The sequence below is a fragment of the Cupriavidus ulmosensis genome, from assembly GCF_977008105.1.
The window spans coordinates 1,465,495-1,490,737 of record NZ_CDRMWP010000001.1 but is presented as its reverse complement, the minus strand read 5'-3'; the positions used below and the strand labels follow the sequence as shown (position 1 = coordinate 1,490,737).

The window sequence follows — 25,243 nt, the reverse complement described above, 5'->3', positions numbered from 1 at the left end:
CTATTTCGAAGGCGGCCGGCGGGGTGCCCGGCGGACCCCCGCCGGCGCGGGCCTGCCGCAAGTCTGCCATGCCGCACCCGCAACTGTAGACCGTTCGGCAAGCGAACCGTTCGAAATTGTCCGCCGCGCGCCGCCCGGTGCGGGGGAACAGCCCCCGATCCGCTATAATTCAAGGTTTTGAAAAGCGCAGAACATCATGGAAGCAGAACGCCTCAACGCCATTTCCGGTGCCATCTCCGATCTCCGTTCCCGGACGGAAGATCTACGGGGGTATCTTTGACTACGATGTCAAGGTAGGACGGCTCGACGAAGTCAACGGCGAACTCGAGGATCCCGAGGTCTGGAACAACCCCAAGAAGGCCCAGGACCTCGGCAAGGAAAAGAAGATGCTGGAGGGCGTGGTCGGCGTCCTCGGCAAGCTCACGGATGACCTTTCGGGCGCCGAGGAGCTGTTCGAGCTCGCGCGCGAGGAAGGCGACGACGACACGATGGAAGCCATCGAGGCCGACGTCAAGGGCTTCGAGGCCGTCGTCGCGGACATGGAATTCCGCCGCATGTTCTCGGGCGAGATGGACCAGGCCAACGCGTTCATCGACATCCAGGCCGGCGCCGGCGGCACCGAGGCCTGCGACTGGGCCTCGATGCTGCTGCGCCAGTACCTGAAGTACTGCGAGCGCAAGGGCTTCAAGGCCGAGGTGCTGGAAGAGTCCGAGGGCGACGTGGCCGGCATCAAGAGCGCCACCATCAAGATCGAGGGCGAATACGCGTTCGGCTACCTGCGCACCGAGACCGGCGTGCACCGCCTGGTGCGCAAGTCGCCGTTCGACTCGTCGGGCGGCCGGCACACCTCGTTCTCGTCGGTGTTCGTCTACCCCGAGGTGGACGATTCGTTCGAGGTCGAGGTCAATCCGGCGGACCTGCGCGTGGACACCTACCGCGCCTCGGGCGCGGGCGGCCAGCACATCAACAAGACCGATTCGGCCGTGCGGATCACGCACATCCCGACCGGCATCGTGGTGCAGTGCCAGAACGACCGCTCGCAGCACCGCAACCGCGCCGAGGCCATGTCGATGCTGAAGTCGCGCCTGTACGAGCACGAGATGCGCAAGCGCCAGGCCGAGGCCGACAAGCTCGAGGCCGGCAAGACCGACGTGGGCTGGGGCCACCAGATCCGCTCCTACGTGCTGGACCAGAGCCGCATCAAGGACCTGCGCACCAACGTGGAAATGTCCAACACGCAGAAGGTGCTGGACGGCGACCTGGACCCGTTCATCGAGGCCAGCCTCAAGCAAGGCCTGTAACACGACCCCGCGCCGCCGCCCGGCGGCGCGGCGCGACTCACCTGCCGGACCCATCCGACCATGACCGCAGCATCGACCGCAGCAACGCACCTGTTCATCATCACCGGCACCTCGCGCGGGCTCGGTGCCGCGCTGGCGCAGGCCCTGCTCAAGCCGGGCCACCGCCTGATCTGCGTGGCGCGCAACCGCAATCCCGAACTGGAACAGGCCGCCGCCGCCAGCGGCGTCAAGGTGGCCTGGCACCTGCAGGACCTGTCGCAGGCCGGGCCTGCCGCGGCGTGGCTGGGCAGCGTGCTCGACGCGGTCGACGAGGCGCCCGCCAGCGCCACGCTGATCCTCAACGCGGGCATGATCGAGCCGATCGGCCCGGTGGCCGCGCTGCAGGAAGCCACGCTGGTGCCGCACCTGCTCACCAACCTGGCCACGCCGATGACCATGACCGCGGCCTTCCTGGCGCGCACCGAGCGCTTCGGCTGCCCGCGCAAGGTGCTGGCGATCTCGTCCGGCGCGGCGCGCCGCCCGGTCGAGGGCTGGGCCGCCTACTGCGCCGGCAAGGCCGGGCTCGACATGTTCGTGCGCTCGGTCAACGCCGAGTACGCGCAGGCGCCGGCCGAACGCGGCGTGCGCGCGGTGGCGCTGGCCCCGGGCGTGGTCGACACCAGCATGCAGGCCACCATCCGCGGCGCCGACTTCGCGCAGGTGCAGCGCTTCCGCGACCTCAAGGACAACGACCAGCTCGCCTCGGCCGAGGACACCGCGCGCCGCATCGCGGCCTACCTCGACCGCCCGGACTTCGGCAGCACCGAGCTCGACGACATCCGCAATACCTGAATCGCCCTGAACCGCCTGACACGCGCGCGGCCCGCCGCGCGCCTCACCAAAACACCATGACCGACTCCAACCGCGCTCCCGCCGAGGCCAACGCCCCCGCCGCAGCCGACGAAAACAAGATCATCGCGGAACGGCGCGAGAAGCTGCAGGCCCTGCGCCAGCAAGGCGTGGCCTTCCCCAACGACTTCCGCCCGACCCACCAGTCCGCCGCGCTGCACGCGCAGTACGGCGAAACCGACCAGGCCGCGCTCGAAGCGGCGCCGGTCGAGGTCGCCATCGCCGGGCGCATGATGCTCAAGCGCGTGATGGGCAAGGCCAGCTTCGCCACCGTGCAGGACGGCGCCGGCCGCATCCAGTTCTACATCAGCCGCGACGCGATCGGCGAAGAGGTCTACGCCGCCTTCAAGAAGTGGGACCTCGGCGACATCATCGCCGCGCGCGGCACGCTGATGAAGACCAGGACCGGCGAGCTGTCGGTGGCGGTCAGCGAGCTGCGCCTGCTGTCCAAGAGCCTGCGCCCGCTGCCCGGCGATTTCTACGGCCTGTCGGACCAGGAGCTGAAATACCGCCAGCGCTACGTCGACCTGATCGTGTCGCCGGAGACGCGCGCCACCTTCCGCGCGCGCACCCAGGCCATCAGCTCGCTGCGCCGCCACATGGCCGACGCGGACTTCATGGAAGTGGAAACGCCGATGCTGCACCCGATCCCGGGCGGCGCCGCGGCCAAGCCCTTCATCACGCACCACAACGCGCTGGACATGCAGATGTTCCTGCGCATCGCGCCCGAGCTGTACCTCAAGCGCCTGGTGGTGGGCGGCTTCGAGCGCGTGTTCGAGATCAACCGCAATTTCCGCAACGAGGGGGTGAGCCCGCGCCACAACCCCGAGTTCACCATGATGGAGTTCTACGCCGCGTACACCGACTACCGCTGGCTGATGGACTTCACCGAGAACCTGATCCGCCAGGCCGCCATCGACGCGCGCGGCAGCGCCGTGCTGACCTACCAGGGCCGCGAGCTGGACCTGTCCAAGCCGTTCCACCGCCTCACCATCTGCCAGGCGATCCAGAAATACGCGCCGCAGTACACCGACGCGCAACTGGCCGACGTGGACTTCCTGCGCGCCGAGCTGAAGAAGTTCGGCGTCAACACCGGCGCGCCGCAGTTCCTCAACGCGGGTCTGGGCACGCTGCAGCTGGTGCTGTTCGAGGAAACCGCCGAAAGCCAGCTGTGGGAGCCGACCTACATCGTCGACTACCCGGTGGAAGTCTCGCCGCTGGCGCGCGCCTCGGACACGCTGCCCGGCATCACCGAGCGCTTCGAGCTGTTCATCACCGGCCGCGAGATCGCCAACGGCTTCTCCGAGCTGAACGACGCCGAGGACCAGGCCGAGCGCTTCCGCAAGCAGGTCGACCAGAAGGACGCCGGCGACGAGGAAGCCATGTACTTCGACGCCGACTACATCCGCGCGCTGGAATACGGCATGCCCCCGACGGGCGGCTGCGGCATCGGCATCGACCGCCTGGTGATGCTGCTGACCGACAGCCCCAACATCCGCGACGTCATCCTGTTCCCGCACCTGCGCCGCGAGGACTGAACGCTGCTGAATGGCTGGCGCTCATCTCCTGCTGGCAGGAGAGGGGCGAACCCAAGCGGCCGGCTGAACGTGCCGGCGACCCAGAGCCCCATCGCGTCGATGGGGCTTTTTGCTTTCCGCGGCTGGCGTTGTTACAAACGGCCCGGCGCGGCGCCCGGCTCACCTCGGCCAAGCCATTGATTCCACGGGCAAATCCACCCTACACAAACTTACAAAATCAAACGGAAAACGGCGGCGGATTCGGCCAGACTCAAGACCGGGAAACATCGAAGCCGCGTGTGCTCAACTCAACGTGTGCTTTCGGTACCGCACAAGGAAAACGACATGCCGAATCCGACCCTGAACCCGTCCAGCGAATCCACCGCGCCGGCGCTGCCCGCGCAACGCCGCCTGCATCCGCTCGTGGGCGCCGCGGCCGTGGCCATCGTGATCGCCAGCCTGACGGCGGTGGCCGCCATGACCGGCGTGCTGCCGCTCGGCAAGGCCGCGCCCGGTGCGCCGCAGTCGCTGACCGCGCAGATCGCCGCGGAAAATGCCGCAGTCAGCCAGCAGCCGCAGCAGCCCGTGCCGGGCAGCACCACGCGGCCGCCCGAGGCCATGAATCCGGCGCCGGCGCAAGCTGTCGCCCCCGCTGCGCCGGCCGCGCAGGCCCAGCCGCCCCGGCGCGCCGACAACGGCGCGTATGCGCAGCGCCAGTCCGCGCCACCCAGCGCCAGCCTCGGCCGCGTAGTGGCCATCACGCCGGTCGAGACCGCCAAGCCGGCCACGGGCCTCGGCGCGGTGGGCGGCGCCGTGGTCGGCGGCCTGCTGGGCAACCAGATCGGCCGCGGCAACGGCCGCATCCTCGGCACCGTGGCCGGCGCCGTGGGTGGCGGCTTCGCCGGCAACCAGATCGAAAAGAGCGTGCGCAAGGACACCAGCTACCAGGTCCGCGTGCAGATGGACAACGGCACGCACCGCACCTTCACCTATCATGCCGATCCCGGCGTGCAGGTCGGCGAGCGGGTCCGGCTGCAGGACGGCGGGCTGGCCCCCGCCTGAGACGGACACAGTGCCGGCGGCCAAAGAAAAACGGGCGCGCGCGCCCGTTTTTCCTTGGCCCTTTACCTGCTGCCAGCCTGCCTGCCTCGCGGCCTGGAAGTCGTTTCAAGATGAAGCAAAGCGGTTCTGGCCAGGGCGAAGCAGGGAACTCGGATCACGCAGCGCGGTGCGCGCCTGCCAGCGCGCATGCGCCCTGCAAGGGCGCGGCCGCAGACAGTACAACCAGTAACTTGCCGCGCAGCGCAGCGACGCCAGGGTCTTTTTGAAACGACTTCCTACGCCGCTTCCTCGATCCACGCGGCCTGGATCGCTTCCAGGATCTTCTCGCCCGAGCGGTCGGGCAGGTCGGCGAAGCCATCGAGCTCCATGACCCAGCGGTGCAGGTCGGTGAAACGGATCGCGGCGGGATCGACGTCGGGGTACTTGTCGTACAGCGCGGCGGCAATGTCGTAGGTGTCGGTCCACTTCATGGGCTCTCTCTCTCCGGTCGGGTCGTGAAGGCGGCAGGGGCGCGCGGCGGGCGCTCAGTGCTCTTCCTTGGCATGGTTGATCGTGTACTTCGGGATCTGCACGGTAAGGTCGCCGTCGGCGACCAGCGCCTGGCACGAGAGCCGCGAATTGGGCTCGAGGCCCCAGGCCTTGTCGAGCAGGTCCTCTTCCTTTTCCTCCGCGTCCTCGAGCGAGTCGAAGCCCTCGCGCACGATCACGTGGCAGGTGGTGCAGGCGCACGACTTTTCGCAGGCGTGCTCGATCTCGATGCCGTTGTTGAGCAAGGCATCGCAGATGCTGGTGCCCGCCTCGGCTTCGAACACGGCGCCCTCCGGGCAGAGTTCGACGTGGGGCAATACGATGATCTGTGGCATGGGTTGTCCTGGATATGGATACGGCGCGGCCTCGGGGATCAGCCCAGGTCCTGCACCTTGCGGCCCGCCAGCGCGCTCTTGATCGAGCGGTCCATGCGGCGTGCGGCGAATTCGTCGGTGCCGCGGGAAAGCGCCTCCACGGCGGCCTTGATGGCGTGGTGGTCCTGGCCCGCGGCCACGTCGCCGACCGCCTGGATCAGCCGCTCCACGGCGGCGCGCTCGTCGGCCGAGAGCAGTTCGCCGTCGGTCTCGAGCGCGCGGCTGGTGGCCTCGACCAGGCGCGCGGCTTCCACGCGCTCCTCGGCCAGGGCGCGGCTCTTCATGTCGTGCTCGGCTTCGCGGAAGCTGTCCTGCAGCATGCGGGCGATCTCGTCGTCGGCCAGCCCGTAGGACGGCTTGACGGTGATGGTGGCCTCCACGCCCGACTGCGTCTCGCGCGCGAAGACCGACAGCAGGCCGTCGGCGTCGACCTGGTAGGTCACGCGGATGCGCGCCGCGCCCGCCACCATCGGCGGGATGCCGCGCAGCTCGAAGCGCGCCAGCGAGCGGCAGTCCGCCGCCAGCTCGCGCTCGCCCTGCAGCACGTGGATGGCCATCGCGGTCTGGCCGTCCTTGAAGGTGGTGAATTCCTGCGCGCGCGCCACCGGGATGGTGCTGTTGCGCGGGATGATCTTCTCGACCAGGCCGCCCATCGTCTCCACGCCCAGCGAGAGCGGGATCACGTCCAGCAGCAGCCAGTCCTCGCCGGGCGCGCCGTTGCCGGCCAGCAGGTTGGCCTGCATGGCGGCGCCGAGCGCCACCACCTTGTCCGGGTCGAGGTTGGTCAGCGGCGGCTGGCCGAAGAACTCGCCCACCGCCTTGCGGATCGAAGGCGTGCGCGTGGCGCCGCCGACCAGCACCACGCCCTTGACCTCATCGGCGGCCACGCCGGCGTCGCGCAGCGCCTTGCGCACCGGCGCCAGGGTCTTCTGCACCAGCGGCGCGGTCATCTCGACGAAGGCCGCCGCGGTGAGCGTCAGGTGCACGATCTCGCCGCTGTTGAGCACGGCGTCGATCACGGTGGCGTCGGCCGCCGACAGCGCTTCCTTGGCGGCGCGGGCGCGTACCTGCAGCAGGCGCATGTCTTCGGCCGAAAGCGGCTGCAGGCCGGCCTGCTCGACGATCCAGCACATCACGCGCTGGTCGAAGTCGTCGCCGCCGAGCGCGGAATCGCCGCCGGTGGCCATGACTTCGAACACGCCCTTGGTGAGCTTGAGGATGGAGATGTCGAAGGTGCCGCCGCCGAGGTCATAGACCGCGTAGATGCCTTCGGAGGCGTTGTCCAGGCCGTAGGCGATGGCCGCCGCGGTCGGCTCGTTGAGCAGGCGCAGCACTTCCAGGCCGGCCAGTTGCGCCGCGTCCTTGGTGGCCTGGCGCTGGGCGTCGTCGAAGTACGCGGGCACCGTGATGACGGCGCCGACCAGCTCGTCGCCGAGCGAGTCCTCGGCGCGCTGGCGCAGCGTGGCGAGGATTTCCGCCGAGATCTCCACGGGGCTCTTCACGCCGGCTGCGGTCTTGATCTGCACCATGCCGGGCGCGTCGACGAAATCGTAGGGGCTGTGCTCGATGTGCGTCACGTCGCGCAGGCCGCGGCCCATGAAGCGCTTGACCGAGACGATGGTGTTCTTGGGGTCGTGCACCGCTTCGTCCTGCGCGCGGTAGCCGATCTGCGTGCCCTTGCCGGGCAGGTAGCGCACCACGGACGGCAGCAGCGCGCGGCCGCTTTCGTCGGTCAGGACTTCGGGAATGCTGTTGCGAACCGCCGCCACCAGCGAGTTGGTCGTGCCGAGGTCGATGCCGACCGCGAGCCGCTTCTGGTGGGGAGCCGGCGACATGCCGGGTTCGGATATCTGGAGCAGTGCCATGATGAATCGTCTTTATTCGTGCGGTGGCGGGCATCACCGCTTGCAGCGATGCGGCCCGCGCCGGGGCGCCATTGTGGCATGGCCGGGGCGAACCTGCCCGGCGGCCGGGCTAGTCTTCCAGGCGGTCGATCGCTTCGCTGGTATCGTGTTCGATCTTCTCGATAAACATCAATTGCCTGGCCGCGCCGCCGGCGGCGGCATCGTCGCCGGCATCGAGCAGCGCGCCGAGCGCCGCGTGGCGCTCGCGCTTCTCGCCGCGCAGTTCGCGCAGCAGCGCGTCGAGGCGCGCCACGTCCCGCCCGGCCACCGCTTCCTGCAGCGCCTCGCGCCATTCCATCTGCTGCATCAGGAACGCGGGCGCCATCGCGGTGTTGCTCTCGGCCTGGATGTCCACGCCGCGCAGCGACAGCAGGTAGATCGCGCGCTTGAGCGGCTGGCGCAGCGTGCGGTAGGCCTCGTTGGCGTGCGCGGCCCACTGCATGGCGACGCGGCGCTCGGCGTCGCCGGCGTTGGCGAAGCGGTCCGGGTGCGCCTGCGACTGCACGGTGCGGTAGGCGGTGTCCAGCGCGGCTTCATCCACCGTGTAGGTGGCTGGCAGGCCGAACAGCGCGAAATAGTCGTCTTTCAACACCTTTCCCCAAACAAAAAAGAGCGGCCGCGCCGCCCCAGGCTGCTGACGAGGTCAGCTTGCCGTTCGTGGTCTTCCCGGCCCTGTCCCGCGTCGCGGAAAACGGCGGCAAAGGCAGACGCGGGCAAGCCCCTCGGCGGGACTGCCCGCCTGGCCGGCGGCTCGCCGTGGTCGCGCGTCAGGCAATCCGGCGGGACGCCGATCCGTAGCGCGCGTTCGGGCGCGGTCCGCGGCCGCATCGCCAGGGCGGGTCATGGCGCATGCGCCATGACCGCAATCGAGCCCGGCCACCCGCGGTGCTCGCCGTCCCGATGGAAACCGGCGCCGCCGCGCGCCACGCCTGCCGCCCGGCGGGCGCTCAGACGCGGAACGACTCTCCGCAGCCGCACTCGTCCTTGACGTTGGGGTTGTTGAAGCGGAACCCCTCGTTCAGGCCTTCGCGCGCGAAGTCGAGCTCGGTGCCATCGATGTACGGCAGGCTCTTGGGATCGACGATCACCTTGATGCCGTGCGACTCGAACACGCTGTCCTCCGGCTGCAGGTCGTCGACATATTCCAGCTTGTAGGCCAGGCCCGAGCAGCCGGTGGTCTTGACCCCCAGGCGCAGGCCAACGCCCTTGCCGCGGCGGTCCAGGTAGCGCGCCACGTGCTTGGCGGCCTTCTCGGTAAGCGTGATCATCGCTGCTTCATCCCTTGCGTTGAACTCAGGCGGCCTTCTGCTCGGCTGCGCCCACGTGCTTCTTCTTGTAGTCCTCGACCGCGGCCTTGATGGCGTCCTCGGCCAGGATCGAGCAGTGGATCTTCACCGGCGGCAGCGCCAGTTCCTCGGCGATGTGCGTGTTCTTGATCTCCAGCGCCTGGTCCACGGTCTTGCCCTTGACCCATTCGGTCACCAGCGACGACGAGGCGATGGCCGAGCCGCAGCCGTAGGTCTTGAACTTGGCGTCTTCGATCACGCCGGCCTCGTTGACCTTGATCTGCAGCTTCATCACGTCGCCGCAAGCCGGCGCGCCGACCATGCCGGTGCCCACAGCGTCGTCGTTCTTGTCGAACGAACCCACGTTGCGGGGGTTTTCATAGTGGTCGAGAACCTTGTTGCTGTATGACATTTTGGCTACCTCTTGCGTATTTATGGGGTCTTGCTGGGGGCCTCGGCGCTCAGTGCGCGGCCCACTGGATGGAATTCAGGTCCACGCCGTCCTTGAACATCTCCCACAGCGGCGACAGGTCGCGCAGCTTGGCGATCTTGCTCTTGAGCAGCTCGACGGTGTAGTCGACTTCTGCCTCGGTGGTGAAGCGGCCCACCGTGAAGCGGATCGAGCTGTGCGCCAGCTCGTCGTTGCGGCCCAGCGCGCGCAGCACGTAGGACGGCTCCAGCGAAGCCGAGGTGCAGGCCGAGCCCGACGACACGGCCACGTCCTTGATGGCCATGATCAGCGACTCGCCTTCGACGAAGTTGAAGCTGACGTTCAGGTTGTGGGGCACGCGGCGCTCCATGTCGCCGTTCAGGTAGACCTCTTCCATGCCCGACAGGCCGCGCCACAGGCGGTCGCGCAGCATGCGGATGCGCTCGTTCTCGGTGGCCATTTCCTCGCGGGCGATGCGGAAGGCCTCACCCATGCCGACGATCTGGTGCGTGGCCAGCGTGCCCGAGCGCATGCCGCGCTCGTGGCCGCCGCCGTGCATCTGCGCCTCGATGCGCACGCGCGGCTTGCGGCGCACGTACAGCGCGCCGATGCCCTTGGGGCCGTAGGTCTTGTGGGCCGAGAACGACATCAGGTCGCACTTGAGCGTGTTCAGGTCGATGGCGACCTTGCCGGTGGCCTGGGCCGCGTCGCAATGGAAGATGATGCCCTTGGCGCGGCAGATCTCGCCGATCTGCTCGACGTCCTGGATCACGCCGATCTCGTTGTTGACCAGCATCACCGAGACCAGGATGGTGTCCGGACGGAGCGCCGCCTTGAACACGTCGATATCGACCAGGCCGTTGTCCTGCACGTCGAGGTAGGTCACCTCGAAGCCCTGGCGTTCCAGCTCGCGGGTGGTGTCGAGCACGGCCTTGTGCTCGGTCTTGACCGTGATGATGTGCTTGCCCTTGCCCGAGTAGAAATGCGCCGCGCCCTTGATGGCGAGGTTGTTCGACTCGGTCGCGCCCGAGGTCCAGACGATCTCGCGCGGATCGGCGCCCACCAGCGCGGCCACCTGCTCGCGCGCCTCTTCCACCGCGCGCTCGGCGTCCCAGCCGTAGGCGTGGCTGCGCGACGCCGGATTGCCGAACTGCTCGCGCAGGTACGGGATCATCTTGTCGGCAACGCGCGGGTCCACCGGGGTGGTGGCCGAGTAATCCATGTAGATGGGGAAATGTGGGGTGCTCATCGTTATGACTGCCTTTGTTTGGGACCGCAATGCTTGAAGTTGATCTGTCCGGCCGGGTGCTCGCTTATGACTGGGCCAGGCTGAAGACCGAATTCACCACCCGCGGGCGCGCGGGCTTTTCCTTTTCGGGGACCGCGCGCGGCGTGGCCACGGCGTGCGCGGCGGCATCCTCGCGCATGTCGTGCAGCACCGTCGGGCACTTGGCGCGCTGCTGGTCGACCAGGTTCTTCAGGGAAACGGAGTCGAGGTACTCGACCATCTTCTGGTTCAGCGTGGCCCACAGCTCGTGGGTCATGCAGCGCCCGTTTCCTTCATCTCCGTTACAATTGCCCTTGCCGCCGCATTGCGTGGCGTCCAGCGGCTCGTCGACGGCGATGATGATGTCGGCAACCGTGACGTCCTCGGCCTTGCGCGCGAGGCTGTAGCCGCCGCCCGGGCCGCGCACGCTCTCCACGATCTCGTGGCGGCGCAGCTTGCCGAACAGCTGTTCCAGGTAGGACAGGGAGATTTTCTGGCGCTGGCTGATACCGGCCAGCGTAACGGGACCCTGATCCTGGCGCATGGCCAGGTCGATCATGGCGGTTACCGCGAAGCGGCCTTTGGTAGTCAGTCTCATGATGCCGGGGAATACTTGATCATTTTGGTCGAGTATAAAGATCCCGACTAATTCAGTCAAGTACCCCTACTGCATTGCATCAACGCCGCCTCAGGCGCGCTCCTCGCCGGCCGGCACGGCCTGCCCGGCCGTGCGCGGCGGGACGATCAGCGACCACGGGTGCTTCAGGATGCGCCGCCGCACGGCCGACACCACCGCGCGCCGGTCGACGCGCCGCAGGCTGCGTGACCGCAACGCCATGTTGAACGCCAGCGCGAAGCTCACCGCCACGTTCAGCAGCCCCATCAGCGCGATCCCCGCCACCGCCAGCCACAGCGCCGGCATGCGCAGCGCGTCGAAGCCCAGCACGCCGATCGCCGCGCCCACCGCGCCGGTCGACAGCGTGACGTGGCGCACCTCCATGTGCGGCCCGAAGAAGCTCAGAATCTCCGGCCCCAGCCCGAGCAGCAGCCCCAGCGACACGTTGGCCGCGATGCCGGACATGTTGCGCTTGCAGAAATCCGCCAGGCGCATGGCGCCGGCCGCGCCCAGCACGTAGCGCAGGCGGCGGTTGTAGGCCATCACGTCGTGCACCTTGTGCAGCGCGAACCAGTTGTCGGCCCAGCCCGCCACCAGGCTCGACAGCCACAGCAGCACGCCGGTGAAGATCGCGTACAGCGGCGTGGGGCCGAGGATGGAGAACGATTCGATGGTGTCGATCGCCTTGGCCGGCGTGATCAGGTTGGCGCCGAGGACGCGGTTGGCCAGCCACTGGATGCCGAGCGCCACCGGGAACACCAGGGCCAGGTTGCCGAAGATGGCGGCGGCGTTGGAGCGGATCATGGCGATGGTGTCGTCGACGAACGCCTCGCGCCCTTCCGGCTTGCCCGCCGCGTCGAGCCGGTGCGCCAGCGCCGGGCCGGTCATGGCGGGCTGCTTGGTGGCCAGCGTGAAATGCGCGAAGTGGATCACCAGGAAGCTGCCGGCATAGTTGAACGAGGCCAGCAGGCCCTCGGCGAACTTGTCCAGGTGCAGCCCGTAGATCAGGAACTTGAGATAGACCGTGGCCGCCGTGATCAGGCCGCCGCCGGCCGCCGCGCGCATCAGCTCGCGGTATTCGCGGCGGTCGCGCGTGATGTAGTGCTCGCCGCTCTCGGCCGAGCGCTCGACCACCTTGCGCGCGAGCTGCGAGAACGACGAGCCGGCCAGGTGGGCGATGCTGCGGCGCGCCTGCGTGGAGCGGATCAGCGCGGCGATCAGGTGCGCGTGGCGGCCCGGACGCTGCGGCTCGACCCAGGTCGCCAGCAGCAGCTCGATGCGCGCCAGCCGCACCTTCATGCGCTCGATCTGGAACACCACCTCCACCGAGACGCCGTTCTCCTCCAGGTCGTCGTAGACGCGCTGCGCCGCCTGGTGGCAGCCGTCGAGCAGCGCGCGGAAATAGTTCAGGCGGTGCGCGAAGGCCTCGCCGCCGGCCGCGTCGTCCTCGCACAAGGCCTCGATGGCGCTGTCGAGGCGGAAGAACGGCGTGTCCTGCACGCGCCCCTTGAGGCGCGAGCGGATCGACTGGCTCAGGCCGGTGGCGCGCACCTGGCTGACCAGCACCTGGATGCTGGTGGCGAGCGTGCGGTCGAAGCGGTCCCATTCGGGCGGCGCGGCGCCGGCGGCCTCGCCCGCCGGCTCCTCGCCCGCGCGCAGCATGGCCGCCAGCCGCTCGAGCAGGTCAGCGTCGAGCGACTCGACCCAGTCGGCATCGTTGTCGTCGATGAACAGCAGCGCGAACAGGCCGGCGAGGTCGCCGCGGTTGGGCGGCGGCGGCAGGACACGCGCCTGCAGGCGGTCCAGCATCTCGCCCCAGAAGCCCGGATGGGAGGCCACGCCGGTGTCGCACAGCAAGGCGGTCGGGTCGTTGTCGCGCACCAGCGAGCGCACCGTGCGCGCCACGCGCGCGGCCATCTCCGGATTGCGCCCCAGCACCTGCAGCAGGTAGCGCAGCCGCACGTGCTCGCGCCGGCTCTTGCGGCTGTTGTCGGCCACCACGCCCTCGGCGCCGGGCAGGCCGTCGCGCCGGATCCAGTAGCCCAGCTCGATCAGCCAGCCGTTGCGGTCCGCCAGCGGCGCCTCCGGATCCGCGGCGGCCAGGATCGCGTCGAGTTGCAGGCTGGCATTGCGCGACTCGCGCCATTTGCGGAACAGGGAACGGAACATGGCACCTCGTGAAAATGGGAAAAACGGCCGGCGCACTTGCCGGGCAATTCGTGCATGCCACGCAAGCCGCGCACGCGCCTCAGCCCGCCGCGTCCAGGCCCCTGGCGCGCAGCATGGCGACCACGCCGTCGCAGGCGTCCTCCACGTAGTCGAGCACGCGCTCGAAGCCGTCGCCCTCGCCATAGTACGGGTCCGGCACCTCGTCGGCGTCGTGCCGGGTGGCGAAGCTCATCAGCAGGCGCAGCCGGTCGCGGCTGCCCGGCGGGCACAGCGCGCCGAGCGCCTGCAGGTTGTCGCGGTCCATCGCCAGCACGAGGTCGAAGCGCGCGAAATCGGCCGACGTGGCCAGGCGCGCGCGCTGCGCGGAGAGATCGTAGCCGCGCGCCAGCGCATGGCGCTGCGCGCGCGTGTCCGGCGCGCGGCCGACGTGGTAGCCGTGCGTGCCGGCGGAATCGAGCTCGACCGCGCCGTCCATGCCGGCCGCGCGCAGCTTGGCGCGCAGCACGCCCTCGGCGGTCGGCGAACGGCAGATATTGCCCATGCAGCACATGAGAATCGAGAATGTCTTTGTCGGCATGCTGAATCCAGCCTCCTGATCGGTCGGCGCCCGGCGCGCGGAGAGCGGATTTTACCCGCCCGCGGCGACAGGCCCGCGTGGCGCGCCGGATCGGGCCGGGCGGCCCGCGGCGCGCGGCCCGGCGCCGGCCAGGCTGCGCGGCGGCGGCGGAAAAGCAGCGAAGAAGCGGCAAAAAAACGGCGGCGGCAGCGAACCGGCGGCGGCGCAAGAAAAGCAAAAAAGGTGACGCAACGGTTCCTCCACCCGCATAATGCCTGCGGTGAACCATCGCTTCAGCCCCCTCCCCGCCTCCGGCGCCTTGCTGTGCGGCGCGCTCCTGTGCGGCGCTCTCTTCTGCGCGGGTCCCGCGCGCGCCGAGCCTTCCGCCGAAGCCGCCACGGCGGCCGGCAACGCGGCCGCCGTGGCCGGCTGCGCCAACATGCTGGCCGTCATCGAGCGCAGCCTGGAAGAAGAACTCGGCAAGGCCTGCGCGGCGCCCGCCTCGATCCCGGCCGCCGCCACCGCCTGCGCGGCGCAGCAGGAACCGCTGCGCGCCATCGCGGACTACATCGGCAAGCGCCGCGCGGCCGACGCCGATGCGTGCGAGACGCTGCTGGAAGTCAACAAGCGCCTGCGCACGCTGCCGCCCAAGAGCTAGCCCGCCACGGCGCGGCCCTGGAGCCGCGCGCTCAGGGCAGCTTGGCCGCCAGCACGTCCAGCTTGTTGATCGACGGCGGATCGGCGAACAGGTCCGGCGCTTTCGCCATGAGGGCCTCGGCCACCTTGCCGGAGAGATGGGCGTCGCGCCCGGCCTCGTCCGCAAAGGCATCGAAGATGCCGTACGTGGACGGCCCGAGCTTGAGCGCGAACCAGGCCGTGGTGCCGGTTTCGGCCTGCACCAGCGGCAGCCCGCCGAGCAGGAACGCCTCGACTTCCTTTTCCTTGCCGGGCTTCGCATGCAGCGGAACCCACAGCGCGAACTTGACCATGACGCACCTCTTCATCACCGTCCGGGATTCCAACTATAGACGGTGAGCGAGGCGGCGAGACGCCTCAGGAAGCCGCCGCGGCGGGCGGCAGGTGCTCGCCGTCGCCGCTGGCGCCGAACACCTGGCGCTTGAGCTTGGCGAGCTGGTCGCGCACCTGGCCGGCCTGCTCGAACTCGAGGTTCTTGGCGTGCTCGAACATCTGCTTCTCGAGCCGCTTGATCTCCCTGGCGACCTGCTTCTCGCTCATGTCCTCGTAGCGCGCGCGCTCCTCGGCGGCCAGCAGCTCAGCCTTGACCTCGCCCGGGTCGTAGACGCCGTCGATGATGTCCTTGATGCGCTTGACCACGCCGCGCGGCACGATGCCGTTGGCCGCGTTGAAGGCGATCTGCCGGGCGCGGCGGCGCTCGGTCTCGCCGATGGCGCGCTTCATCGAATCGGTCATGCGGTCGGCGTACAGGATCGCCGTGCCGTTGACGTTGCGCGCGGCGCGGCCGATGGTCTGGATCAGCGAGCGCTCGGCGCGCAGGAAGCCTTCCTTGTCGGCGTCGAGGATCGCCACCAGCGACACCTCGGGAATGTCCAGCCCCTCGCGCAGCAGATTGATGCCGACCAGCACGTCGAAGGTGCCCAGGCGCAGGTCGCGGATGATCTCCACGCGCTCGACGGTGTCGATGTCCGAATGCAGGTAGCGCACCTTGACGCCGTTCTCGGTCAGGAACTCGGTGAGCTGCTCGGCCATGCGCTTGGTCAGCGTGGTCACCAGCACGCGCTCGCCGATCTCGACCTTGGCGTGGATCTCGGACAGCAGGTCGTCCACCTGCGTGGTGGCCGGGCGCACGTGGATGATCGGGTCGACCAGCCCGGTCGGCCGCACCACCTGTTCCACCACCTGGCCCGCATGCTCGTTCTCATAGTTGGACGGCGTGGCCGAGACGAACATCACCTGGCGCATCTTGCGCTCGAATTCCTCGAACTTGAGCGGGCGGTTGTCGAGCGCCGACGGCAGGCGGAAGCCGTATTCCACCAGCGTGGTCTTGCGCGCCTTGTCGCCGTTGTACATGCCGTTGAACTGACCGATCAGCACGTGCGACTCGTCGAGGAACATCAGCGCGTCGGGCGGCAGGTAATCGACCAGCGTGGGCGGCGGCTCGCCGGGCCGGGCGCCGGACAGATGCCGCGAGTAGTTCTCGATGCCCTTGCAGAAACCGAGCTCGGACAGCATTTCGAGATCGAAGCGCGAGCGCTGCTCGAGCCGCTGCGCCTCCACCAGCCGGTTCTCCTTGTAGAAGAAATCGAGCCGCTCGCGCAGCTCGACCTTGATGTCCTCGATCGCGCGCAGCACGGTCTCGCGCGGGGTCACGTAGTGGCTCGACGGATAGACCGTGAAGCGCGGGATCTTCTGGCGCACGCGCCCGGTGAGCGGGTCGAAGAACTGGAGCGAGTCGATCTCGTCGTCGAACATGTCGACGCGCACCGCCAGCTCGGCGTGCTCGGCCGGGAAGATGTCGAGCGTGTCGCCGCGCACGCGAAAGGTGCCGCGCTGGAAGTCGGTCTCGTTGCGCGTGTACTGCATGGCGATCAGGCGCGCGATCACGTCGCGCTGGCTGATCTTGTCGCCCGCGCGCAGCGTCAGGATCATCTTGTGGTACTCGGACGGGTTGCCGATGCCGTAGATGGCCGAGACCGTGGCCACGATGATGGTGTCGCGCCGCTCCAGCAGGCTCTTGGTGGCCGACAGCCGCATCTGCTCGATGTGCTCGTTGATCGAGGAATCCTTCTCGATGAACAGGTCGCGCTGCGGCACGTAGGCTTCGGGCTGGTAGTAGTCGTAGTAGCTGACGAAATACTCGACCGCGTTGCGCGGGAAGAACTCGCGGAATTCCGAGTACAGCTGCGCCGCCAGCGTCTTGTTGGGGGCGAACACGATGGCCGGGCGGCCCAGGCGGGCGATCACGTTGGCCATCGTGAAGGTCTTGCCCGAGCCGGTCACGCCCAGCAGGGTCTGGAACGAGAGGCCGTCCTCCACGCCCTCCACCAGCTGGCGGATCGCCTCGGGCTGGTCGCCGGCGGCCGGATAGGGCTGGTAGAGCTGGAACGGGGAGCCGGGAAAGGTCGCGAACTTCTCTTCGTCCAGCGCGGGCGCGACTTCAACAAGATTCGACATAGGGCTGGCAGCGGAAAAGTAAGGGAAAACCTCAGGAAAACGGATGGATACGCTAGAATCTTGGGGTTGGCGGCCAGGTATCAAGATGGGGGCCGCCGCACTCTCCAGCGCAGTCCGGAGCATTCTACGCCCTCCCGTTTTGTTACATAGCTGACCACGAGATCCCAAATGAGTTTGTTTTCTGCCGTCGAGATGGCCCCGCGCGACCCGATCCTGGGCCTGAATGAAGCCTTCAATGCCGATACCCGTGCCACCAAGGTCAATTTGGGTGTCGGCGTGTACTTCACCGACGAAGGGAAAATCCCCCTGCTGCGCGCCGTGCAGGAAGCCGAGAAAGCCCGCCTGGCCACCGCGACGCCGCGCGGCTACCTGCCCATCGAAGGCATCGCCGCCTACGACCAGGCCGTGCAGACGCTGCTGTTCGGCAAGGAATCGCCGCTCATCACCGAAGGCCGCGTGGTGACGGCGCAGGCACTGGGCGGCACCGGCGCGCTGAAGATCGGCGCCGACTTCCTCAAGCGCCTGTACCCGGACGCCAAGGTCGCCATCAGCGACCCGAGCTGGGAAAACCACCGCGCCCTGTTCGAGGCGGCCGGCTTCCCCGTGGTCAACTATGCCTACTACGACGCGCCCAGCCACGGCCTGAACTTCGCCGGCATGGTCGAGTCGCTCAAGTCCTACCCGGCCAACACCATCGTAGTGCTGCACGCGTGCTGCCACAACCCGACCGGCGTGGACCTGTCGCCCGAGCAGTGGAAGCAGGTGGTGGAGCTGGTCAAGGAACACAACCTGATCCCGTTCCTCGACATGGCCTACCAGGGCTTCGCCGAGGGCATCGAGCCGGACGGCGCCGCGGTGCGCCTGTTCGCCGAGTCGGGCCTGCCGTTCTTCGTCTCGAGCTCGTTCTCGAAGAGCTTCTCGCTGTACGGCGAGCGCGTCGGCGCGCTGTCCATCGTGACCACCGGCAAGGAAGAAGCGCAGCGCGTGCTGTCGCAGGTCAAGCGCGTGATCCGCACCAACTACTCCAACCCGCCCACGCACGGCGGCACCGTGGTGGCGACCGTGCTGAACAGCCCGGAACTGCGCGCCATGTGGGAGCAGGAACTGGGCGAGATGCGCGACCGCATCAAGCTGATGCGCCACGCGCTGGTGGACAAGCTGGCCGCCAAGGGCGTGCCGGGCGACTTCTCCTTCGTCAAGGCCCAGCGCGGCATGTTCTCGTACTCGGGCCTGACCTCGGCCCAGGTCGACCGCCTGCGCACCGAGCACGGCATCTACGCGGTCGGCACCGGCCGCATCTGCGTGGCCGCGCTGAACAGCCGCAACATCGACGCGGTGGTCGACGCGATCGCGGCCGTGCTGTAATTCGCGGCAAAAAGCGATGAAAAGGCGACTTCGGTCGCCTTTTTCGCGCCCGGACTCAATTTTTTACGATCTTTTCCGATCTGTAATGGAGCGGTACCGGCTTTGTCCTATTGTCTTTTTCCGGTGCGGGCGTACCTTAGGGTATATGCTGCATCGCACGATCGTTCGCAAACGCGCATAATCCACCGCAGTCGGTAACACGTTGGCAACGTGAGCAGCATGAATCGTGGTTTCATCACATTTATAACGTCAAGGCGTTGAATTCCCGCTTCGCCCCCCAGCCTGATAGGTATCCGTCATGCTTTACCAGCTGCATGAGTTCCAGCGCTCGATGCTGCACCCGCTGACCGCGTGGGCGCAGGCCACGGCCAAGACCTTCACCAATCCCCTCAGCCCGCTCTCCCTGGTCCCCGGCGCCACCCGCCTGGCCGCCGGCTACGAGCTGCTGTACCGGCTCGGCAAGGAATACGAGAAGCCGTCGTTCGACATCAAGTCGGTCCGCTCCAACGGCCGCGAGATCCCGATCGTCGAGCAGACCATCGTCGAAAAGCCGTTCTGCAGGCTGGTGCGCTTCAAGCGCTATGCCGACGACCCCGAAACCATCAAGCTGCTCAAGGACGAGCCGGTGGTACTGGTGTGCGCGCCGCTCTCGGGCCACCACGCCACGCTGCTGCGCGACACCGTGCGCACGCTGCTGCAGGACCACAAGGTCTACGTGACCGACTGGCTCGACGCGCGCATGGTGCCGGTCGAGCACGGCCCGTTCCACCTGGCCGACTACATCCACTACATCCAGGACTTCATCCGCCATATCGGCGCGGACAACCTGCACGTGATCTCGGTCTGCCAGCCGACCGTGCCGGTGCTCGCGGCGATCTCGCTGCTGGCCTCGGCCGGCGAGAAGACGCCCAGAACCATGACCATGATGGGCGGCCCGATCGACGCGCGCCGCAGCCCCACCGCGGTCAATTCGCTGGCGACCAACAAGTCGTACGAGTGGTTCGAGAACAACGTGATCTACACCGTGCCGGCGAACTACCCGGGCCACGGCCGCAAGGTCTATCCCGGCTTCCTGCAGCACGCCGGCTTCGTGGCGATGAACCCGGACCGCCACCTGTCCTCGCACTACGACTACTACCTGAGCCTGGTCGAGGGCGACTCCGACGACGCCGAAGCCCACGTGCGCTTCTACGACGAATACAACGCCGTGCTCGACATGGCGGCCGAGTACTATCTGGACACCATCCGCGAGGTCTTCCAGGAATTCCGCCTGGCCAACGGCACCTGGGAAATCGACGGCGAGGCGGTGCGCCCGCAGGACATCAAGGGCACCGCGCTGCTGACCATCGAGGGCGAGCTGGACGACATCTCGGGCGCCGGCCAGACCGCCGCCGCGCACGAGTTGTGCGCCGGCATCGCCAAGACGCGCAAGCAGCATATCGTGGCGCCCAAGTGCGGCCACTACGGGATCTTCTCCGGCCGCCGCTGGCGCCAGGACATCTACCCCGAGCTGCGCGACTTCATCCTGAAGTACCGCTGATCCCGCTGAACCGCCGCCGACGCGCCGGCGGCAAGAAGGCAAAACGCCCGCATCGGATGCGGGCGTTTTTTCATGCGGTGACGCGCGCGGCGGCGGGCCTCAGCGCTTTTCCAGGTAGGACAGCAGCATGTCGGTGTGCAGCTCGGCAAAGCGCGCGTGCTCGTCCTGCGAGGCCACGTCGCGGCCGATCACCGCGCTGATGGTGTAGCGGTTGGACAGCAGGTAGTAGCCCAGCGCCGAGATCGTCAGGTAGAGCTGCGGCACGTCCACGTCGTCGCGGAACACGCCCTGGCGCTGGCCGCGCTTGACGATGTCGGCCAGCACGTTGACGATCGGGTTGACCAGCTGGTGCAGCTGCGTGGACTTCTTCAGGTGGCGCGCCTCGTGCAGGTTCTCGCTGTTGACCAGGCGGATGAACTCCGGGTTGCGGTAATACCAGTCCCAGACGAAGCGGGCCAGCGTGCGCACCGCGGCCACCGGGTCTTCGTCGACGATGTGCAGTTGCTCCTCGGCGGCGCGGAATTCCGCGTACTGGCGCTCCAGCACGGCGAGGAACAAGCCCTCCTTGCTGCCATAGTAGTAATACAGCATGCGCTCGTTGGTCTCGGCGCGCCGCGCGATCTGGTCGACTCGCGCGCCGGCCAGGCCGCCCTTGGCGAATTCCTCGGTCGCCGCGTCGAGAATACGGCGGCGCGTACCCTCTGGGTCCCGCTTCGTTCTGGTTTCGTTTTGCATGCGACGGCTGAAGAATCGTTGCGCGGGATTATGGCATAGGGCGGCAGGCGCCCGGCCCCGCGAAGCTGCGCCGCATCATCGCGCGTTTCTGCGCCGCAACGAAATCGGGGATAATCCCTGCCGCGCAGCCGTTCCGGCGGGCCGAGCCACCGGCCGGACAAGAGAACGGCACCCCGCCGTCCCCGCAAACCCGCAAATGCCGCTGTGACTGCCATTCCGCAAACCCTCGCCGACCGGCTCGAAGCCCTGCTGCCGCAGACCCAGTGCACCAAGTGCGGCTTCGACGGCTGCCGCCCCTACGCCGAAGCCCTGGCCGCCGGCGAGGCCGACTGCAACCGCTGCCCGCCCGGCGGCGCCGAAGGCATCGGCCGCCTGGCCGCGCTGCTCGGCGCGCCGGCGCCGGCGCTGGACCCGGCATGTGGCACCGAGCAGGCGCGCGCGGTGGCCCGCATCGACGAAAGCCTGTGCATCGGCTGCACGCTGTGCATCCAGGCCTGCCCGGTCGACGCCATCGTGGGCGCGCCCAAGCAGATGCACACCGTGCTGGCCGACTGGTGCACCGGCTGCGACCTGTGCGTGGCGCCCTGCCCGGTCGACTGCATCGCCATGATCCCGGTCACGCCCGGGCGCACCGGCTGGGCCGCGTGGTCGCAGGCGCAGGCCGACGAGGCCCGCGCGCGCTACGTGGCGCGCCGCGCCCGGCTGGTGCGCGAGCGGGAAGAAAACGACGCCCGCCTGGCCGCCAAGGCCGCCGCCAAGCTCGAGGCGCTGCAGGCCGAGACCGCGCAGAGCGAGGAAGAACGCCAGGCCCAGGCGCGCAAGCAGGCCATCATCCAGGCCGCCATCGAGCGCGCGCGCCTGAAGCAGCAGGCCGTCAAGCCGCGCAACACGGAAAACGTCGCGCCCGCCGTGCAGGCCCAGATCGACGCCGCCGAGGCGCGCCGCGCCAGGGCCGGCCTCGCCGCGCCGGACCCGGCCGGACCCGCACCCGACACCAACCCAGCCCACAAGGACGAATGAACGCCGCCAAGTGCCGCGCCCTGTTCGAAACACTGCGCGAAGTCAATCCGGCCCCGGCCACCGAACTGGAATACAGCTCGCCGTTCGAGCTGCTGATCGCCGTGCTGCTGTCGGCGCAGGCCACCGACGTGGGCGTGAACAAGGCTACCCGCAAGCTCTACCCGGTCGCGCACACGCCCCAGCAGATCCTCGACCTCGGCGAGGAAGGGCTGATCGGGTACATCAAAACCATCGGCCTCTACAAGACCAAGGCCAGGCACGTCATGGCGACCTGCCGCATCCTGGCCGAGCAGTATGGCGGCGAGGTGCCGCGCGACCGCGCGGCGCTGGAAGCGCTGCCGGGCGTGGGCCGCAAGACCGCCAACGTGGTGCTCAACACCGCCTTCGGCGAGGCCACCATCGCCGTCGACACGCACATCTTCCGCGTGGCCAACCGCACCGGGCTGGCGCCGGGCAAGAACGTGCAGGTGGTGGAGCACAAGCTGCTCAAGGTGGTGCCGCAGGAATTCCTGCACGACGCGCACCACTGGCTGATCCTGCACGGGCGCTACGTCTGCAAGGCGCGCAAGCCCGAGTGCTGGCACTGCGCGATCGAGCCGCTGTGCGAGTTCCGCGAGAAGACCGAGGCGCCCAGCATCTGAACGGCGCCCAAGCGGCATCCGAGCGGCGCCCGCAATGCAGAAAGGCCCCCGCGGGGGCCTTTGCTTCTTGCCGCGGACCGGAACGCCGGTCTCAGACGATGCGGCAGGCCTCGTCGAACGACAGGCGCGGGCCGCGCGGGAACAGCTTGTCCGCCTCGCCGTAGCCCAGGTTGCACAGGAAGTTGACCGACCACTTGCCGTCGGGGAAGAAGGCGGCGTTCACCTTGGCGGCGTCGAAGCCGGCCATCGGGCCGCAGTCGAGGCCGAGCGCGCGCGCGGCCAGGATGAAATAGCCGCCCTGCAGCGAACCGTTCATGAGCGCGTCACGCGCGATCTTTTCCGGCTGGCCGGCGTACCACGCGCGCGCGTCGGCATGCGGGAACAGCTTGGGCAGCTGGTCGTGGAAGGCGTTGTCGAACGCGATGATGGCCGTCACTGGCGCCGAGCGGGTCTTCTCCGTGTTGCCGGCCGAGACGCATTCGACCAGGCGGGCCTTTTCCGCGGCGCTCCTGACGAAGACGATGCGGGCCGGCGAGCCGTTGGCGGCGGTCGGGCCGAACTTCATCGCCTCGTAGATCTGGTGGAGCACGGCATCGTCCACCTGGCGGTCCTGCCAGACGTTGTGGGTGCGGGCATCGGTGAACAGTTGGGCGATGGCGGCCTGGTCGATCGGTTTCATGCGTCGGTTCCTGAGCGGGAGGAGGAGAAGGAGGAGGTAAGAGCCGGATTGTAGCGAAGACCGCGCTTTCCCTCTGCAAGCGATTTGAGCGGACGATTCAATTCTGTTGCATCTTTTGCCGCACCTTCTGTTGCGCCCGCGCGGAGGCGGCGGCGCGGGCGCGGCAAGCGGACATGGCGACACCTGGGCGGAAACGCCCGGCAGGCGCCCTGCGGCGCCATCCGCGCTCGTTTACAATGGCGCCACCATGTTCAATCCCTCCCGCGAAGAAGTCCGCCGTTTTTTCTGCGAAGCCTGGCAGAAGCAGCGCGCCGGCAGCGTCCTCACCCCGCTCGAAGCCATTGCCGTCGACTGGATCGGCGAGCATCCCGAATACCAGGACCTGCTCGCCGACACCGAGGGCGCGCTGGGCCAGGACTACACGCCCGAAGGCGGCCAGACCAACCCCTTCCTGCACCTGGCCATGCACCTGTCGATCGCCGAGCAGGTCTCGATCGACCAGCCGCCCGGCATCCGCGGCGCCTACGAGGCGCTGGCGCGGCGTCTGGACTCGCCGCACGAGGCCCATCACCAGGTCATGGAATGCCTGGGCGAAATGCTGTGGCAGGCACAGCGCAGCGGCCTGCCGCCCGACGGCGAGCAATACATCGCCGCCGTCCAGCGCCGCGCCACGCGCTAGGCCGGCGCCGCCCGCCGTCGCGACGGATAACGGCGGCGGCGAATGGTGGCAGACAACGGCGGCGCACAAATCATCACAAATTGCGCGTGCCGGGCATGATAGGCTCTACCGCGTCGCAATCACCCGCCGCGCCTGCGTCACCCGCCCCCCGGAGTCCGGGAACGCAGGCCGCCTTCATCCCATGCCGCCTTTCTCGCGCAAAGCCCGGGCCGCCGGCTCCGGCGCGCACCGGCGCCGGCCCGCACCGGCCGCGCCCGCCCTTCTGTTCTCGCTGATGCTGGCGGCGGCCTGGCCGCTCCAGGGCCGCGCCGCCATCGCGCTGCTGCAGCCACCCAAGGTGGTCGACGGCACCCGGCCGCTGACCCTCACGCTGCTGGTCAGCGCCGACAAGGCCAACCGCGCGTTCCTGGTGCCGCAGACCATCGAGGTGGTGGCTTCGGCCGACCTGCAGGCGCCGGTGCGCCTGCACATGGAGCGCGCCACGCCCGGCCCCGCCACGGTCCGGCTGCGCCAGGGCGAGCACCGCATCATCGAATACAGCGCGACCGTGCCGCCCACGCTGCGCGGCCTGGTGCGGCTCGACGCGGTCGACATCGACGCCGCGCCGGTGCTGGTCACGCTGAACCGCGCGCCCGGCCCGGCGGACACGCCGGCAGCAGCGGCCACGGCGGCCCCGGCACCCGCGGCCGCCGTGGCCACCTCGCTGGCACCGGCCGGCGACGGCCGCGCCCCGGCGCCGGCGCCCGTGGTACCGGTCGTGCCGGTAGCCGCGGCGGCCGAGCCCGCGCCGGTGCAGGCCGACCTGCGCGACCAGGGCCGCCTGACCTTCCACGAACCGATGTATTTCATGGCCGGCGGGCACGGCGGCGCCAATGCCAAGTTCCAGCTCAGCTTCAAGTTCCGCGTGTTCCAGGGCGAGAACCCGAACTCGCGCAGCCTGCTCGACAACCTGTATTTCGGCTATACGCAGTTCTCGCTGTGGGACCTGGCCTCGGACTCGCACCCGTTCCGCGACACCAACTACCGGCCGAGCCTGTTCTATTACCTGTCGGATACCGGCGTGCACAACCGCGCCATCAGCCGGCTGTCGGTGGCGGCGGGCCTGGAGCATGAATCGAACGGCCTCGACGGCGACCGCTCGCGCAGCATCAATACCGTGTTCGTCAGGCCGACCCTCTACCTGGGCGACCTGACCGACTGGCACTGGAGCGCGTCGCCCAAGCTGTACTACTACGTGGAGAAGAGCGACAACACCAACATCGCCAGCTACCGGGGCTACATGGATCTCAAGCTGGCCTACGGCAAGGCGGATTCGTGGGAGTTCGCCGCCACCCTGCGCAAGGGCACGCAGAAGTACTACGGCAGCGTGGACGCGGCCGTGACCTACCCGCTCGCGCGGCTGGTTCCGGGCACGGCGGGCTACCTGATGGCCGGTTATTTCATCGGCTACGGCGAGAGCCTGCTGGACTACAACCGCAAACTGCCGTGGCAGTTCCGCCTCGGCTACGCGCTGTCGCGCTAACGCCGCCGGCG

25 protein-coding genes are annotated in these 25,243 nt (G+C 68.5%); 11 read left to right on the top strand and 14 right to left on the bottom strand.

Annotated elements, in window-relative coordinates; genetic code table 11:
- Nucleotides 1-196 precede the first annotated feature (196 nt).
- From prfB to ACWTPI_RS06830, 4 genes are all read left to right on the top strand, one after another.
- Nucleotides 197-1,301 (top strand): peptide chain release factor 2 gene (gene prfB, locus ACWTPI_RS06845; protein ID WP_155887964.1). Its coding sequence is split into 2 segments (ribosomal slippage): nt 197-277 and nt 279-1,301, totalling 1,104 coding nucleotides; the frame shifts between segments, so codons are not numbered across the junction.
- 60 nt (nt 1,302-1,361) lie between these two features.
- Nucleotides 1,362-2,132 (top strand): SDR family oxidoreductase, encoded by a 771-nt coding sequence (locus ACWTPI_RS06840; protein ID WP_020201440.1) that lies wholly within the window; start codon nt 1,362-1,364, stop codon nt 2,130-2,132.
- 56 nt (nt 2,133-2,188) lie between these two features.
- On the top strand, nt 2,189-3,727 hold the full coding sequence (lysS, locus tag ACWTPI_RS06835; RefSeq protein ID WP_454731243.1) for a lysine--tRNA ligase: 1,539 nt from the start codon (nt 2,189-2,191) through the stop codon (nt 3,725-3,727).
- Between the two features lie 324 nt (nt 3,728-4,051).
- Complete coding sequence (locus tag ACWTPI_RS06830) at nt 4,052-4,768, top strand: glycine zipper 2TM domain-containing protein (RefSeq protein WP_454731242.1); 717 nt, start codon at nt 4,052-4,054, stop codon at nt 4,766-4,768.
- Between the two features lie 275 nt (nt 4,769-5,043).
- Here ACWTPI_RS06830 and iscX read toward each other — a convergent pair whose 3' ends face one another.
- From iscX to ACWTPI_RS06780, 10 genes are all read right to left on the bottom strand, one after another.
- On the bottom strand, nt 5,044-5,238 hold the full coding sequence (gene iscX / locus ACWTPI_RS06825) for a Fe-S cluster assembly protein IscX (protein ID WP_020201437.1): 195 nt from the start codon (nt 5,236-5,238) through the stop codon (nt 5,044-5,046).
- A gap of 54 nt (nt 5,239-5,292) precedes the next feature.
- On the bottom strand, nt 5,293-5,631 hold the full coding sequence (gene fdx, locus ACWTPI_RS06820; protein ID WP_020201436.1) for an ISC system 2Fe-2S type ferredoxin: 339 nt from the start codon (nt 5,629-5,631) through the stop codon (nt 5,293-5,295).
- A gap of 38 nt (nt 5,632-5,669) precedes the next feature.
- Nucleotides 5,670-7,535 carry a Fe-S protein assembly chaperone HscA gene (hscA, locus tag ACWTPI_RS06815; RefSeq protein WP_020201435.1) on the bottom strand — a complete coding sequence of 622 codons (1,866 nt, stop codon included), beginning with the start codon at nt 7,533-7,535 and terminating at the stop codon, nt 5,670-5,672.
- 109 nt (nt 7,536-7,644) lie between these two features.
- Nucleotides 7,645-8,163, bottom strand: coding sequence for a Fe-S protein assembly co-chaperone HscB (gene hscB / locus ACWTPI_RS06810; RefSeq protein ID WP_059412947.1), 519 nt, complete (start codon nt 8,161-8,163; stop codon nt 7,645-7,647).
- Between the two features lie 358 nt (nt 8,164-8,521).
- Nucleotides 8,522-8,842: an iron-sulfur cluster assembly protein IscA gene (gene iscA, locus ACWTPI_RS06805; protein ID WP_020201433.1), complete on the bottom strand. Its 321-nt coding sequence runs from the start codon at nt 8,840-8,842 to the stop codon at nt 8,522-8,524.
- Nucleotides 8,843-8,867: 25 nt separating this feature from the next.
- On the bottom strand, nt 8,868-9,272 hold the full coding sequence (gene iscU / locus ACWTPI_RS06800; RefSeq protein ID WP_020201432.1) for a Fe-S cluster assembly scaffold IscU: 405 nt from the start codon (nt 9,270-9,272) through the stop codon (nt 8,868-8,870).
- A gap of 49 nt (nt 9,273-9,321) precedes the next feature.
- Nucleotides 9,322-10,545: an IscS subfamily cysteine desulfurase gene (locus tag ACWTPI_RS06795; RefSeq protein ID WP_269432163.1), complete on the bottom strand. Its 1,224-nt coding sequence runs from the start codon at nt 10,543-10,545 to the stop codon at nt 9,322-9,324.
- 58 nt (nt 10,546-10,603) lie between these two features.
- The gene (gene iscR, locus ACWTPI_RS06790; protein WP_029043269.1) at nt 10,604-11,155 is read right to left on the bottom strand and encodes a Fe-S cluster assembly transcriptional regulator IscR; all 552 of its coding nucleotides are present in this window, start codon (nt 11,153-11,155) and stop codon (nt 10,604-10,606) included.
- A gap of 90 nt (nt 11,156-11,245) precedes the next feature.
- Complete coding sequence (locus ACWTPI_RS06785; RefSeq protein WP_454731241.1) at nt 11,246-13,342, bottom strand: site-specific recombinase; 2,097 nt, start codon at nt 13,340-13,342, stop codon at nt 11,246-11,248.
- Nucleotides 13,343-13,421: 79 nt separating this feature from the next.
- The gene (locus ACWTPI_RS06780; RefSeq protein ID WP_231401558.1) at nt 13,422-13,919 is read right to left on the bottom strand and encodes a low molecular weight protein-tyrosine-phosphatase; all 498 of its coding nucleotides are present in this window, start codon (nt 13,917-13,919) and stop codon (nt 13,422-13,424) included.
- A gap of 259 nt (nt 13,920-14,178) precedes the next feature.
- On the opposite strand from ACWTPI_RS06780, the gene ACWTPI_RS06775 reads away from it, so the two are divergent.
- The gene (locus tag ACWTPI_RS06775; protein WP_454731240.1) at nt 14,179-14,556 is read left to right on the top strand and encodes a hypothetical protein; all 378 of its coding nucleotides are present in this window, start codon (nt 14,179-14,181) and stop codon (nt 14,554-14,556) included.
- A 31-nt stretch (nt 14,557-14,587) separates the two neighbouring features.
- Here the strand turns inward: ACWTPI_RS06775 and ACWTPI_RS06770 are convergent, their stop codons facing one another.
- Nucleotides 14,588-14,887, bottom strand: coding sequence for a putative quinol monooxygenase (locus ACWTPI_RS06770; protein WP_454732455.1), 300 nt, complete (start codon nt 14,885-14,887; stop codon nt 14,588-14,590).
- 64 nt (nt 14,888-14,951) lie between these two features.
- Nucleotides 14,952-17,051, bottom strand: coding sequence for an excinuclease ABC subunit UvrB (gene uvrB, locus ACWTPI_RS06765; RefSeq protein ID WP_454731239.1), 2,100 nt, complete (start codon nt 17,049-17,051; stop codon nt 14,952-14,954).
- 168 nt (nt 17,052-17,219) lie between these two features.
- On the opposite strand from uvrB, the gene ACWTPI_RS06760 reads away from it, so the two are divergent.
- Both ACWTPI_RS06760 and ACWTPI_RS06755 read left to right on the top strand, forming a co-directional pair.
- The gene (locus ACWTPI_RS06760; RefSeq protein ID WP_454731238.1) at nt 17,220-18,416 is read left to right on the top strand and encodes an amino acid aminotransferase; all 1,197 of its coding nucleotides are present in this window, start codon (nt 17,220-17,222) and stop codon (nt 18,414-18,416) included.
- A 298-nt stretch (nt 18,417-18,714) separates the two neighbouring features.
- Nucleotides 18,715-19,956, top strand: coding sequence for a polyhydroxyalkanoate depolymerase (locus tag ACWTPI_RS06755; RefSeq protein ID WP_020201423.1), 1,242 nt, complete (start codon nt 18,715-18,717; stop codon nt 19,954-19,956).
- Nucleotides 19,957-20,055: 99 nt separating this feature from the next.
- Here ACWTPI_RS06755 and ACWTPI_RS06750 read toward each other — a convergent pair whose 3' ends face one another.
- Nucleotides 20,056-20,691, bottom strand: coding sequence for a TetR/AcrR family transcriptional regulator (locus ACWTPI_RS06750; protein WP_020201422.1), 636 nt, complete (start codon nt 20,689-20,691; stop codon nt 20,056-20,058).
- Between the two features lie 204 nt (nt 20,692-20,895).
- On the opposite strand from ACWTPI_RS06750, the gene rsxB reads away from it, so the two are divergent.
- Nucleotides 20,896-21,711 (top strand): electron transport complex subunit RsxB, encoded by an 816-nt coding sequence (rsxB, locus tag ACWTPI_RS06745; protein ID WP_454731237.1) that lies wholly within the window; start codon nt 20,896-20,898, stop codon nt 21,709-21,711.
- Nucleotides 21,708-22,352, top strand: coding sequence for an endonuclease III (gene nth / locus ACWTPI_RS06740; RefSeq protein ID WP_020201420.1), 645 nt, complete (start codon nt 21,708-21,710; stop codon nt 22,350-22,352). The genes rsxB and nth overlap by 4 nt, the downstream gene beginning before the upstream one ends.
- A 91-nt stretch (nt 22,353-22,443) precedes the next feature.
- Here the strand turns inward: nth and ACWTPI_RS06735 are convergent, their stop codons facing one another.
- Nucleotides 22,444-23,031 carry a malonic semialdehyde reductase gene (locus ACWTPI_RS06735; RefSeq protein ID WP_020201419.1) on the bottom strand — a complete coding sequence of 196 codons (588 nt, stop codon included), beginning with the start codon at nt 23,029-23,031 and terminating at the stop codon, nt 22,444-22,446.
- 247 nt (nt 23,032-23,278) lie between these two features.
- On the opposite strand from ACWTPI_RS06735, the gene ACWTPI_RS06730 reads away from it, so the two are divergent.
- Together ACWTPI_RS06730 and ACWTPI_RS06725 are read left to right on the top strand one after the other, a co-directional pair.
- Nucleotides 23,279-23,710 (top strand): DUF1841 family protein, encoded by a 432-nt coding sequence (locus tag ACWTPI_RS06730; RefSeq protein ID WP_020201418.1) that lies wholly within the window; start codon nt 23,279-23,281, stop codon nt 23,708-23,710.
- 181 nt (nt 23,711-23,891) lie between these two features.
- Complete coding sequence (locus ACWTPI_RS06725; RefSeq protein ID WP_454731236.1) at nt 23,892-25,232, top strand: phospholipase A; 1,341 nt, start codon at nt 23,892-23,894, stop codon at nt 25,230-25,232.
- Nucleotides 25,233-25,243 lie beyond the last annotated feature (11 nt).

What these genes read in the sequence shown, in the direction of transcription:
- ACWTPI_RS06725 (WP_454731236.1), top strand. Translation starts at nt 23,892, where the DNA reads ATGCCGCCTTTCTCGCGCAAAGCCCGGGCCGCCGGCTCCGGCGCGCAC.
- ACWTPI_RS06760 (WP_454731238.1), top strand. Translation starts at nt 17,220, where the DNA reads ATGAGTTTGTTTTCTGCCGTCGAGATGGCCCCGCGCGACCCGATCCTG.
- hscA (WP_020201435.1), bottom strand. Translation starts at nt 7,535, where the DNA reads ATGGCACTGCTCCAGATATCCGAACCCGGCATGTCGCCGGCTCCCCAC.
- fdx (WP_020201436.1), bottom strand. Translation starts at nt 5,631, where the DNA reads ATGCCACAGATCATCGTATTGCCCCACGTCGAACTCTGCCCGGAGGGC.
- nth (WP_020201420.1), top strand. Translation starts at nt 21,708, where the DNA reads ATGAACGCCGCCAAGTGCCGCGCCCTGTTCGAAACACTGCGCGAAGTC.
- iscR (WP_029043269.1), bottom strand. Translation starts at nt 11,155, where the DNA reads ATGAGACTGACTACCAAAGGCCGCTTCGCGGTAACCGCCATGATCGAC.
- ACWTPI_RS06730 (WP_020201418.1), top strand. Translation starts at nt 23,279, where the DNA reads ATGTTCAATCCCTCCCGCGAAGAAGTCCGCCGTTTTTTCTGCGAAGCC.
- lysS (WP_454731243.1), top strand. Translation starts at nt 2,189, where the DNA reads ATGACCGACTCCAACCGCGCTCCCGCCGAGGCCAACGCCCCCGCCGCA.
- iscA (WP_020201433.1), bottom strand. Translation starts at nt 8,842, where the DNA reads ATGATCACGCTTACCGAGAAGGCCGCCAAGCACGTGGCGCGCTACCTG.
- ACWTPI_RS06830 (WP_454731242.1), top strand. Translation starts at nt 4,052, where the DNA reads ATGCCGAATCCGACCCTGAACCCGTCCAGCGAATCCACCGCGCCGGCG.
- ACWTPI_RS06770 (WP_454732455.1), bottom strand. Translation starts at nt 14,887, where the DNA reads ATGGTCAAGTTCGCGCTGTGGGTTCCGCTGCATGCGAAGCCCGGCAAG.
- ACWTPI_RS06750 (WP_020201422.1), bottom strand. Translation starts at nt 20,691, where the DNA reads ATGCAAAACGAAACCAGAACGAAGCGGGACCCAGAGGGTACGCGCCGC.
- ACWTPI_RS06735 (WP_020201419.1), bottom strand. Translation starts at nt 23,031, where the DNA reads ATGAAACCGATCGACCAGGCCGCCATCGCCCAACTGTTCACCGATGCC.
- ACWTPI_RS06755 (WP_020201423.1), top strand. Translation starts at nt 18,715, where the DNA reads ATGCTTTACCAGCTGCATGAGTTCCAGCGCTCGATGCTGCACCCGCTG.
- iscU (WP_020201432.1), bottom strand. Translation starts at nt 9,272, where the DNA reads ATGTCATACAGCAACAAGGTTCTCGACCACTATGAAAACCCCCGCAAC.
- iscX (WP_020201437.1), bottom strand. Translation starts at nt 5,238, where the DNA reads ATGAAGTGGACCGACACCTACGACATTGCCGCCGCGCTGTACGACAAG.
- ACWTPI_RS06785 (WP_454731241.1), bottom strand. Translation starts at nt 13,342, where the DNA reads ATGTTCCGTTCCCTGTTCCGCAAATGGCGCGAGTCGCGCAATGCCAGC.
- ACWTPI_RS06840 (WP_020201440.1), top strand. Translation starts at nt 1,362, where the DNA reads ATGACCGCAGCATCGACCGCAGCAACGCACCTGTTCATCATCACCGGC.
- ACWTPI_RS06780 (WP_231401558.1), bottom strand. Translation starts at nt 13,919, where the DNA reads ATGCCGACAAAGACATTCTCGATTCTCATGTGCTGCATGGGCAATATC.
- uvrB (WP_454731239.1), bottom strand. Translation starts at nt 17,051, where the DNA reads ATGTCGAATCTTGTTGAAGTCGCGCCCGCGCTGGACGAAGAGAAGTTC.